Origin of the sequence: Ralstonia soli (genome assembly GCF_023955655.1) — a bacterium.
Classification (GTDB): Bacteria; Pseudomonadota; Gammaproteobacteria; order Burkholderiales; family Burkholderiaceae; genus Ralstonia; species Ralstonia soli.
Window position 1 is genome coordinate 694,566 of record NZ_JAMXHT010000002.1, and the last position, 11,380, is coordinate 705,945.

At 63.4% G+C, this 11,380-nt stretch carries 10 protein-coding genes and 1 pseudogene; 8 read left to right on the forward strand and 3 right to left on the reverse strand.

The genetic code is table 11. The annotated features are described in order from the left end of the window. Positions 1 to 341 precede the first annotated feature (341 nt). The 3 genes and pseudogenes from NG900_RS06895 to NG900_RS06905 all read left to right on the forward strand — a co-directional run bounded on the left by NG900_RS06895 (position 342) and on the right by NG900_RS06905 (position 1,573). Complete coding sequence (locus NG900_RS06895; protein ID WP_252678347.1) at positions 342 to 785, forward strand: Hsp20/alpha crystallin family protein; 444 nt, start codon at positions 342 to 344, stop codon at positions 783 to 785. A 33-nt stretch (positions 786 to 818) separates the two neighbouring features. Beyond that, entirely contained in the window at positions 819 to 1,238 is a 420-nt protein-coding gene (locus tag NG900_RS06900) for an Hsp20/alpha crystallin family protein (protein WP_252678349.1), read from the forward strand. Positions 1,239 to 1,341: 103 nt separating this feature from the next. Then, positions 1,342 to 1,573, forward strand: a pseudogene (locus NG900_RS06905) (hypothetical protein). A gap of 118 nt (positions 1,574 to 1,691) precedes the next feature. Here the strand turns inward: NG900_RS06905 and NG900_RS06910 are convergent. Both NG900_RS06910 and NG900_RS06915 read right to left on the reverse strand, forming a co-directional pair. Beyond that, positions 1,692 to 2,726 (reverse strand): MBL fold metallo-hydrolase, encoded by a 1,035-nt coding sequence (locus NG900_RS06910; RefSeq protein WP_252678351.1) that lies wholly within the window; start codon positions 2,724 to 2,726, stop codon positions 1,692 to 1,694. A gap of 13 nt (positions 2,727 to 2,739) precedes the next feature. Then, positions 2,740 to 3,837: a porin gene (locus NG900_RS06915; protein ID WP_252678486.1), complete on the reverse strand. Its 1,098-nt coding sequence runs from the start codon at positions 3,835 to 3,837 to the stop codon at positions 2,740 to 2,742. 286 nt (positions 3,838 to 4,123) lie between these two features. Between NG900_RS06915 and NG900_RS06920 the strand changes: the two genes are divergently transcribed. Together NG900_RS06920 and NG900_RS06925 are read left to right on the forward strand one after the other, a co-directional pair. Further along, on the forward strand, positions 4,124 to 5,263 hold the full coding sequence (locus tag NG900_RS06920) for an FAD-dependent monooxygenase (RefSeq protein ID WP_252678353.1): 1,140 nt from the start codon (positions 4,124 to 4,126) through the stop codon (positions 5,261 to 5,263). 65 nt (positions 5,264 to 5,328) lie between these two features. Then, positions 5,329 to 6,162: an IclR family transcriptional regulator gene (locus NG900_RS06925; RefSeq protein ID WP_252678355.1), complete on the forward strand. Its 834-nt coding sequence runs from the start codon at positions 5,329 to 5,331 to the stop codon at positions 6,160 to 6,162. Positions 6,163 to 6,278: 116 nt separating this feature from the next. Here NG900_RS06925 and NG900_RS06930 read toward each other — a convergent pair whose 3' ends face one another. Further along, on the reverse strand, positions 6,279 to 7,178 hold the full coding sequence (locus NG900_RS06930; RefSeq protein WP_252678357.1) for a LysR substrate-binding domain-containing protein: 900 nt from the start codon (positions 7,176 to 7,178) through the stop codon (positions 6,279 to 6,281). A gap of 92 nt (positions 7,179 to 7,270) precedes the next feature. Here NG900_RS06930 and mdlC point away from each other — a divergent pair, with 92 nt between their 5' ends. Genes mdlC through NG900_RS06945 form a run of 3 tightly spaced genes read left to right on the forward strand, consistent with a single transcriptional unit; the run spans position 7,271 to position 11,292 of the window. Then, the gene (gene mdlC / locus NG900_RS06935; RefSeq protein ID WP_252678359.1) at positions 7,271 to 8,860 is read left to right on the forward strand and encodes a benzoylformate decarboxylase; all 1,590 of its coding nucleotides are present in this window, start codon (positions 7,271 to 7,273) and stop codon (positions 8,858 to 8,860) included. A 32-nt stretch (positions 8,861 to 8,892) separates the two neighbouring features. Further along, positions 8,893 to 10,344, forward strand: coding sequence for an aldehyde dehydrogenase (locus NG900_RS06940; protein WP_252678488.1), 1,452 nt, complete (start codon positions 8,893 to 8,895; stop codon positions 10,342 to 10,344). A gap of 12 nt (positions 10,345 to 10,356) precedes the next feature. Beyond that, positions 10,357 to 11,292, forward strand: a complete 936-nt coding sequence (locus tag NG900_RS06945; protein WP_252678367.1) for a ketopantoate reductase family protein — start codon at positions 10,357 to 10,359, stop codon at positions 11,290 to 11,292. Positions 11,293 to 11,380: the final 88 nt, after the last annotated feature.

The window sequence follows — 11,380 nt, forward strand, 5'->3', positions numbered from 1 at the left end:
CCCGGAGACCGGAAAAACGGAAAGTGCAATTTTCTGAAGAATTGATGCGTTTGGTTTATCAATCCGTTTCCACTCGAACCTTCCGATCCGGTCATTTGGCCTCACAGGTGAACAGAGCGCCGCATGACGGTGAGCCCGTTTGGGACCGTGGTTTGTCCTAGCGATGTCGTTGGTAGGCCTCTTGAAATTTCCACTTGCTGCCCTATTTTAGGTTTCGTCAATGCAGTCGCGGTTCTCGCGCTGCGTGTTTCGATTTGTTTGTCAGTGGGCTTGCCGCGGGCGAATGAACTGGAGCGCGTAGTTCGGTTCAGTCTCCGTGCGGGCCCCTTCAGGAGCCAGCCATGAGCGATCTGTTTTTTGGCACCGATCTGCTGGGCGAATTCGACCGCCTGCACCGGCAGATGGCCAGCCTCTTTGCGGGCGTGCCCGCAAGCCTGCGCGCAACGCGCATCGGCACCTTCCCTCCCGTCAACATCGGCAGCACCGACGATTCCGTCGAGATCGTCGCATTTGCTCCGGGGCTCGACCCCGCGCAGATCGATGTCTCGATCGACAAAGGGCTGCTGACCATCAGTAGCGAGCGCAAGCGCCCCGACTTCGAACTGACCGACGATACACGCGTGTATGCCGACGAGCGGTTCGTGGGCGCATTCCGTCGCGTGATTGAACTGCCACAGGACGTCGACCCCGAGAAAGTCAGCGCGCGTTATACCAACGGCTGCCTGACCATCAGTGTCGGCAAGTCTGAGGCGTCCAAGCCTCGCCAGATCACTGTGCAAGGGTGAGCCCGACCTTGCCCGCCAACGATGGAGGACATCATGAACGAGACCACCCAATTGGCCACACCGGCTCCCGCCGGCAATGCCGCTGTTGCGAAGCCGCAAACGGAACAGGCCACGGCCCGCCAGACCCACCTGGCGCCACCAGTCGACATCTTTGAGAACCGCCAGGCGATCACGCTGTTCGCCGATCTGCCAGGCGTGCCGCGCGAGAAGCTGGACGTACGGGTGCAGGACGGCACGCTCACGGTCGATGCGGAACTGATGGTGCCCACACCGACTGGCTTGCGCCTGCAGCATGGCGAAGTCAGGCATCCGCATTTCTCGCGCACCTTCGTGCTCAGCCCCGACTTTGACGCATCTCGCATCGATGCTCAGCTGCGCGACGGAGTGCTCAAACTGACGATTCCGCGTCGCGAGGAAGCCAAGCCACGGCGTATCGAGGTACACGCCGACTGAGCGGAAGACCGGCCATTGTTTTGCTTCAGAAGCGGGTGCGCTCGCGCGCCCGCATTTGGCACCGTGCCCCCTGGTTACGGTTGTTTGTCACTGGGAGACAAAGATGCTGAGTGCACACGAATTTGCCACGTTGATGTTGGTCAGTGAATCACCTGACCAGGTCGACATGAATCGCGCTGAATTGGATACGTTGCTGGAGCGGCAACTGGTCATGCTGGAGCGTTCCGCAGAAAGGGTATCGTCGCCGCGCGCAGTTGACCGACGCCGGGCGCTCGCTACTGCAGAGCTTGAACGCTATTGACCGAAGCGCTCGAAAAGAGCTCAAGCCGGCATAGGCACCACGTGCGAGGCAACGGCCAGCTTGTTCCGGTGAATGACCGCTTCGCCATCGATGGGAAGCGTGCAAGCAAAGCGCCCGGTGGGTGGCCCTCGCCATCTTGAATCAGCTGGGCATCATCGCTTCTCTTGCCAGACAGCCACACCGTTTTCTGAGGCGGCGGTCCTGACATCGATATCGATACGCGTCAGATCCTCCCCCACCACGAGCGGCCCCGAATAGGCTCCACGCACTCTGCTGACGATCTGGTCAACGGTGCTGCCTCCATTGAGGCCAATGTGGCTGAACACCGCCAGCTTCGGCTTTGCCATTGCAAACACGCGCGCGGCGTCTTCTGGCGAAGACAGGTGATGATAGATCGCCTCGTAGGCGGGGTTCGACGCCAACAGCGCGTCAGGGACCAACGTCACACAATGCACGAGCACGTCGGCATTGCGCGCCTGCTCCACAACGGCTGGGCTCAAGCGCGTATCACCCGACAGAACAATCACGTGACCCCGATATTCGATGCGGTAGCCGTAGGACGGCTTGATCTTGTCGCCATGGTCGTTTTCGAAAGCGATGACACGTACGCCGCCCTTTTCATACACGACGCCCGGTGCAACGTCGTGAGCGTCGATGGTCACGCCATCCAGGGCGCTGCCTTCGTCCTGCAGACGGGTAGCGATATCCGCAGCGAACGCCTGGCGAAGCCCGTCGGCAAGCGCGCGCGTTCCGGCAGGGCCATAAAGAGCCATGGGGCGATTGCGCTGCCCATACGGCGGACGAAGCCAACCGGTCAGCCACAAATCCGGCAGCCCAACCAAATGGTCGGAGTGGAAATGGGTGAGGAAATGCGCGTCGATACTGCCGAGCGGGATGTGCAATTGCCAGAGGCGGACCGCCACATCGCGGCCAAAGTCGAAAATCAGCCTCTGGCCGCCGGCCTCCACCAGCGTGCTGTAGCCGGCGCGCTCAGGAGACGGCACCGGCGTACCCGTGCCCAGCAGAGTCACACGAAAGCGGTCTGCGGCCTGCGCTGTATCTGCAGGTGCGGCGCGCATCGTGGATGCAGGCGCGGAGCCCGCCTCGTTGCCCGCAGCCCAGGACGAGCATGCCGCAGCCATGACAACAGCAGCTGCAATCGCCTTCTGCATACGTGAGCGGTTCATTGTTTCACCTCATTCAGAAAACGTGCTTGACGCCCAGCATCAGGCCCGCTTGGTTGATACCGGGCGCGGGATTTCCTCCGGAAAAACCTCCGCTGACAGAGAGCGCAGACTGGCCGGCGTTATCGATGTACCCCGCAGTTGCATAGACCGACGTGCGCTTGGAGAAGGCGTACATACCGCGCACCGCACCAAGCCACGCACGATTCGGGTTATGCCTGAACTTCAAGTAGTAAACCTCGCCCGCGAGAACGAGCTTTGGCGTGACGTCATAGGCGACGCCAGCAAACCAGAGATCGCTGCGTGGTGTGGCACTCCCTTCGTTGTTGCGACGAAGCAGCCCCATGCCGAGCTTGGCGCGCGGTAGCAGCATGTAGCCGCCCAGCGCAAGGCGATCATCCTTCAGACTGCTGCGGGTCAACCCACCGAACGCTCCTGGGGCGCCGCGCAGCGAATCGTATGCCGCGCTCAGGCCCCACCTGGTCGTCTCATACATCAGCATGGCCGACCATTCCCTGCATGCGCGCTGATCCGCCGGGTTCTCTCCCGGGCAGTTGGTACCGGCGGGTGCCGGTCCGGCGTTGGCACTGTCACGCCCAAGGCTGTAGGTCGCCCCCACGGTCAGCCCCCCGAAGGTCCCTTTGTAGGAAACGGCGTTATCGGCACGTGCATTGGGCAGGTAGGCATCGAGTGAGCCGATACCGTAAATGTTCGACGTGAGCACGTCGGTATCGAGCCGCGCCCAGAAAAGCATCGTGTCTTGTCGGCCTAGAGCGATCTGGCCGAAAGTCCCGCGCAAGCCGACCCAAGCCCTGCGACCAAACAGACGGCCGCCTTGGTTGGACACACCGGTGTCCGGTGCGAATCCGGATTCCAGCGCGAACACGCTTTTGAGGCCCCCGCCAAGATCTTCCGAGCCGCGTATCCCCCAGCGCGATGGCACGGTCGCCGCAAAAGACGGCTGCCGGACGAGGCTGGCTCCGCTCGATCCGACGTGGTTGATGTACTCGATCCCCGTATCGATCAGCCCGTACATCGTGACTGACTGCGCCGCTGTCATCCCTGGCGCCGCGGCGCAAAGTCCGACCGCACACCCAAAGCCAAAGCCCCTCATCCACCGACTGGTGCTTCTCATCCCACAATCCTCCTTCTGTTCATTTTTGAACTATTAAATATTTTATGAACGAACGGATCGTACAGCAGCCATACGCAAAATCGAACTCAGGAGAAACGCGTACCTCTCTTGAATCACATGTTGCAACCGTCCCAGGGAAAGCCCTGAGCGCCATGGACCGGGTTTCCTTTTATCATGATCTTAATTTTATGAACGTAACGTTCATTTTTGAACTTATGCAACCGATCGAGCTGGTCCCTCCATGTCTAATCCTTCCCTCAGCAACATGACTTCACTGAAAATCGGCATCAATGGCGCCGGCATTGGCGGCCTGGCCGCAGCGATCGCCTTACGCAAACTCGGTCTCGACGCTACCGTGTACGAACAGGCATCCCGCTTCGCCCGCGTCGGAGCGGACATCAACCTCACACCGAACGCTGTACGGGCACTCGATGGACTTGGGGTGGGCGACGCCTTGCGCGAAACAGCGGCAAGGCCGACCCACCGCATCAGTCGGACGTGGGACACCGGGGAAGAAACATCGCGCCTGCCCATGTCAGATGACGCGGAGCTCCGCTATGGGGCTCCGCAGTTGACGATGCATCGCGCAGACTTGATGCGCGGGCTTGAGGACGCGCTACCGCAGGACTTCGTCAAGCTGGGGCGCAAGGTCGTGGCCGTTTCGCAGGAGTCCAGCGGGATCACCGTACGGTTTGCGGATGACAGCGAGGAAAAGGTCGACGTCTTGATTGGCGCCGACGGCATCCACTCGGTGGTGCGCACAGCCTTGTTTGGTCAGGAGAGCCCGGTCTTCACCGGCGTCATCGCCTATCGCGCCGTGGTGCCTGCCGAACGCCTTGCCGGTGTGCCCAACCTCGACGCGTTCACCAAGTGGTGGGGGCCGGACACGCAGACCCAGATCGTCACCTTCCCACTCAACCGTGGACGCGACATCTTTGTGTTTGCCACCGTAGCCCAGGACGCCTGGCGCCACGAGTCATGGACCACACCCGGGCGCGTGGAAGACCTGCGCAACGCCTACGCTGGTTTTCATGCGGAAGCACGTGCCCTGCTCGATGCCTGCGATGACGTGCTCGTCTCTGCCCTGTACGTGCGAGACCCGCTGCCGGCGTGGTCAAGTGGTCGCGCCACCTTGCTGGGCGACGCATGCCATCCCATGATGCCCTTCATGGCCCAAGGCGCCGGCATGGCAATCGAGGACGGCGTGGTACTGGCGCGCTGCTTGGCCGCCGCCGCTCCTGCGGGCGTAGCGGCCGTGCCAGAAGCCCTGACACGCTATCAAGCTGCGCGCCACACGCGTACAAGCCGCATCCAAATCGGCTCTCGCAGCAATGCCTGGCTTAAGGAAGGCGGCAATGCCGACTGGGTGTACGATTACGACGCTTGGAATGTCGCCCTTGATTGATCGGGACGTCGCGCATTCTGCTCACGGCCGCACTTCAGCGGCCGTTCGCCTTATTTGCCCGTGCCATGCGTAAAGCCGACCTGCAAGATACCGATAACGCCGAAGGCGACGACGCCAAGGCTCAGCAACTGGTCTCACCCGTCATTCGTGGCCTCAGATTGCTGCGTTACATGGCTGAAGGCGGATCCACAGCCAACTTGAGCGAGGTGGGCCGCCGTATCGATGTGAATCGCATCACGGTGATGCGGCTGCTGGCAACGCTCGAGCACGAAGGCATGCTCGAGCGGTTACCCCAGGGAGGGCATCAGATCGGCTTCGAGTTTCTCAAGCTGGCTTCGACCGTGCTGGCGGCAAACGATCTGACTTCGTTTGCGCGCCGGATCCTGACACGCCTGAGCGAGTCGCTACAGCTGTCGGCTTACCTGGTCGTTCGCGACGGGGGGCATGCCCTCTATCTGCTGCGTGAGATGCCCAAAACGGCACTGGTCAGCAATATCCAGGTCGGCAGTCGCATTGCCGCTCACCTCACGACTCCAGGGCGCGTACTCATTGCCGACCTGCCCCCCGACACGCTGCGCGATCTGCTCGGCAACGACCCACTGCCCACGGCAACCGGTCAGAGTCCTGGCACACATGCTCGCTTGGCACAGATCCTGGCAGCCGACCGGGAACGAGGCTGCGCATGGAGTTTTTCTGCGTTTGAGCCGGGCATCGACTCCTGCGCAGCACCAGTCCATGACAGAAGCCCAATCGCCATTGCCGCCATCAGCGTCGCCGGCCCGCATCAGCGCTTTGAACTTGACCCCACGCTGCATGAGCGCGTGGAACGTGAGGTCAAAGTGGCCGCGCATGACCTGTCGATCCTGCTGGGCAATCGCCAGGACGGGTTACAGGGCTGAGTCAGACCTGCGTGTCCAAAACAGGCCCGTTGTGCCCAACCTGCGCCGGCACACAACGTCCAATCGGTACTAGCGCAGGTGTTGAACCATCCAAGTTCTCTGCCGCGAAGGCAAATCTAGGCGGTCAACTCGCGCAGCGCTTCGAGCAGCTTGACTGCAGGGCTGGGAAGAATGCCGTGGCGGCGACGGAACGCGGTGAGCGTGCGGCGCGCCACCAGGCCGGGAATCGGCAGCGGCTCGATCACGCCGGCGCGGCGTTCCGCATCGATCATCGGTTCGGCCATCCAGCTCAGGAAGCCGGAGCGCGCCACCAGGCTTTTGAGTGCCGTCACCGAGCGCGTTTCCACCACGATGTTCGGCAAGCCAAGCCCGGCTGCTTCGAATACCCCTCGCATGTGTTCGTACGGCCCGGTGCCGCGCGGCGGAATGGCCCAAGACGCATCCAGCGTATCGATCAGCGTCAACGCAGAGCGCTTGCGTAGCGGATGCCAGGGCGATGCCACGATGAAGCTGGCGTCCTCCCAGCGGCAATCGGTGATGGAGATGATCTCGTCCGTATCCGGCATCGCAATGGAAAGCGCCAGGTCGATTTCATGCTTGACGAGACCTTCAGCCAGCCGGTCCCACACGCCTTCCAGGATCTCCACGCGCAGGTTCGGCCAGCGCGCGACCACCGTACCGACGGCCAGCGGCAGCACATAGCTTGCAATACTGCCGACTGCGCCCACGCGAATGGTGCCCTTGGCGAGCCCACGCATGGCGTCGATCTCTTCACGCGCGTAATCGGCCTCGCGCTGCAGCAATGAAGCATGGGGCAGCAGTGCCTGACCGATGGCGGTGAGCTGCATCCCTTTGGAGTGCCGCTCGAACAGCGGCGCGCCCACTTCGTCTTCCAGGCGCTTGATGATCCGGCTGAGCGCTGGCTGGGTGACGTGCAGGACTTCCGCCGCACGCCCGAGGCTGCCGGCGGAAACGATGGTGGTAAAGGCGCGCAATTGGCGCAGATCGAAGGCCATGCCAAAAGGTAATGACTTTGGCGCAATAATTCAATATCGCGTTAATCACGACGAATTCCATACTGGCAGCCTGTTTCAAGGAGACTGCCTGTATGACTCGCACCTCGCTCGCGCTGACAACCGTGCGCGACGCTACTATCGAGCTGCTGCGCCGGCTCGGCATGACCCACGTGTTTGGCAATCCCGGCTCGACCGAGCTGCCGATGTTTCGCGATTTTCCCGAGGATTTCCGCTACATCCTGGGCTTACAGGAAGCCGTGGTGGTCGGCATGGCGGACGGTTTCGCGCAAGCAACGGGCAATGCGGCGCTGGTGAATCTGCACTCGGCGGCCGGTGTCGGCAATGCCATGGGCAACATCTTCACGGCCTTCAAGAACCGCACGCCGCTCGTCATTACCGCCGGGCAGCAGGCGCGATCCATCCTGCCGTTTGATCCGTTCCTCGCCTCCAACCAGGCGACGGAGCTGCCCAAGCCGTACGTCAAATGGAGCATCGAGCCCGCGCGCGCGCAGGACGTGCCGCTGGCGCTGGCCCGCGCGTATCACATCGCGATGCAGGAGCCGCGTGGGCCCGTGCTGGTGTCGATTCCCGTGGATGACTGGGACCAGCCGACGGAGCCCGTTGCCCCGCACGAAGTTGCCAGCGAGGTGCGGCCCGATCCGGTCACGCTGGCGCGCATTGGCGACCTGCTGGATGCGGCGCAACGGCCGGCGTTTGTGGTGGGGGCTGCAATTGACCGCGCTGGTGCATGGGATGCCGTGGTGCAACTGGCGGAGGCGCACAACGCGCGCGTGTTCACCGCACCGATGGCCGGGCGCGGCGCGTTTCCCGAAGACCACCGCCTCTTCGCCGGTTTCCTGCCCGCGATGCGTGAAAAGATCGTGAGCTTGCTGCACGGGCACGACGTGGTGTTCGCGCTCGGGGCACCGGCGTTCGCCTATCACGTTGAGGGCCATGGCCCGCACGTGCCCGCAGGAGCAAAGCTGGTGCAATTGATCGACGATCCAGCGACCGCTGCCTGGACGCCGGAGGGTATTTCCGCCGTTGGCAATATCCGCCTGGGCGTACTCGATCTGCTCGCCAGGCCCGCACCGCCAGCCAGGCCACTGCCGCCGCCACGCGTCCAATCGCCGCGTGCCGAACCTGGGTCACCCATGTCGGCAGCCTTTGTTCTGCAGACGCTCGAGGCCGTACGTGGCGCGACAGACATCGTCGTCGAAGAAGCCCCGAGCGCCAGGCCAGTCATGCAGGCCTACCTGCCGATGCGCCGCTCGGGAGGCTTCTACACGATGGACAGCGGCGGCTTGGGATACGGCATGCCCGCTGCGGTGGGTGTCGCTCTGGCCACGCCCGGGACGCGTGTGATCGCCTTGATTGGCGATGGATCGAGCATGTATTCGATCCAGGCGCTGTGGAGCGCAGCGCTCTTCAAGTTGCCCATGACGTTCGTGATCCTGAACAACCGCCGCTACGCCGCCCTGCAAGAGTTCGCATCGGTGTTCGGCTTTGCGCCGACCGACGCTGTGCAGGGCACGGATCTGCACGGCATTGACTTCGTCGGCCTTGCCCGCGCCATGGGCTGCACGGGCGAACGTGTGACCGACCCGCGCCGGCTGGAGGCGACGCTGCGCACCGCGCTGCAGTCCACCGGCCCGACCTTGATTGAAGTGGAGATTGCATGATGACCCGTCAAAACGTTCTGCCGCAGGATGCGGTGCAGACCATCTCGATGCTCATCAACGGTGAGCGCGTGCAAGCTGCGAGTGGCGCGGTTTTCGAGCGGCGCAATCCGCTCGACGGCACCGTTGCTACGCGTGCACCCGCAGCCACGGCGGACGATGCGCGTCGTGCGGTGGATGCCGCCGCAGCAGCATTCCCCGCCTGGGCTGCGATGGGCCCGACCGAGCGCCGCGCGTTGTTGATGCGTGCTGCGCAAGCCCTTGAAGCCAAGGGCGAGGCTTTCGCTGCCGCGATGGCTGCGGAGACCGGTGCCTCCGCGCTGTGGGCCGGCTTCAACGTGCATCTCGCAGCCGGCGGTCTGCAGGAAGCTGCCGCCATGGTCACGCAGATTGCAGGCGAGATCATTCCGTCCGATGTGCCCGGCAGCCTCGCCATGGGCGTGCGCCAGCCGGCCGGCGTTGTGCTCGGCATTGCGCCATGGAATGCGCCGGTCATCCTCGCTGTGCGCGCGATTGCGCTGCCGTTGGCATGCGGCAATACCGTCGTCTTGAAAGGCTCCGAGATCTCGCCCGCCACGCACGGGCTCATCATCGAAGCCTTGCAGGAGGCGGGCTTGCCAAATGGCGTCGTCAATTTCGTGACGAATGCCCCGGCGGACGCGGGCGCAGTGGTGGAAGCGATGATTTCCCACCCGGCGGTGCGTCGGGTCAACTTTACGGGCTCCACGCGCGTGGGCCGCATCATCGCGCAGACGTGCGCGACGCATCTGAAGCCCGCTGTTCTGGAACTGGGCGGCAAGGCGCCGCTGCTGGTGCTGGCGGATGCGGATATCGACGCCGCTGTCGATGGCGCGACCTTCGGCGCGTTCGCCAACTCGGGGCAGATCTGCATGTCCACCGAGCGCATCATCGTCGACGAAGCCATTGCCGATACGTTTGTTGCCAAGCTGGCCACCAAGGCTGCAGCGCTGCCGCTGGGCGATCCGCGCAAGGGGCCGGCGGTGCTCGGCTCGGTGGTCGACATGAGCACGGTCGAGCGCTGCAATCATCTCATCGACGACGCACTCGCCAAGGGTGCGAAGCTGCTCTGCGGCGGCAAGGCCACCAGTACGCTGATGCCCGCCACGCTGCTCGACCATGTCACGCCCGACATGCTGATCTACGCAGAAGAGTCGTTTGGCCCAGTCAAGGGCATCGTGCGTGTGAATGGTGATGATGCCGCCATCGCTTGTGCGAATGACAACGCATACGGCTTGTCGTCCGCCGTGTTCAGCCGCGATGTGGCACGCGCCATGAACGTTGCGCGGCGCATCGAATCCGGCATCTGCCACATCAACGGCCCGACCGTGCACGACGAGGCGCAGATGCCGTTTGGCGGCGTCAAGGCGAGCGGTTTCGGGCGCTTTGGCGGCCGCGCCGGAGTGGCCGAGTTCACCGAGCTACGCTGGATGACGGTGCAGACCACGCCGCGCCATTACCCGTTCTGAGCTGAGATGCCAATGAAGATTGCAATCCTCGGCGCGGGCGCCATGGGGTCGTTGTTCGGCGGGCTGCTGGCCGAAGCCGACCAGCATGTCACGCTGCTCGACATCAACGACGCGCATTTGCACGCAATCGCCATGCACGGCCTGCGACTGGAAACCGATGGCGGCGATCGCCATGTCCGCAACCTGCACGCAACGCGTCCGGGCGGCGCGACCGACGTGCCCGACCTGCTGATCGTCTTCACCAAGGCGATGCACACGCGTGCGGCACTCGCGAGCGTGCATCACCTGCTCGGCCCGGCAACGCACGTTCTGACGCTGCAGAACGGACTGGGCAACGTGGAAGCACTGGCTTCGGTGGTGCAGCGAGAGCGCATCTTTGTCGGCGTGACGACGTGGCCCGCAGATCTGGCTGGCCCGGGCCACGTGCGCTCACACGGCACAGGTGTGATCCGCCTGATGAGCGCAGACGGCGAGCGGCCTCCGATGCTGGCACGAGTGGTGGATGTGCTGTCCGCCGCCGGCCTGAACTGCCACGCCGATGAGAACGTATGGGGCGCCGTGTGGGAGAAGGTCGCCTTCAACGCCGCACTCAATCCGCTGTGCACCGTGCTGAACCAGCCCGTCGACGCGCTGGGCGCGGTGGAGGACGGCCTGACGCTGGCGCTGACCATTGTGGACGAAGTGCTGGCCGTGGCGCGCGCCAGTGGCATTGCGGTGGATGCCGCAAAGGTGAACGACAACGTGCGGCATGCCATCGTCGCGCATCGCGGGCACAAGCCTTCGATGCTGCAGGACGTGCTGGCCGGCCGCCCGACCGAGATCGAATCCATCAACGGCGCCGTGGTGGCGACGGCACGCCGGCACGGCGTGCCTGTGCCGCACACCGAGACGTTGATGCAATTGGTGCGGCTGGTGCAAGCGAACGCCATGCACAAGCAAGCGCCCTAGCGGGCCGCGCTACCCAGGGTTCTATTCAATGGCGCGCAGACGCCACTTCAACGGAGACAACCACATGATGAGCAGTTCCAGATTGGTG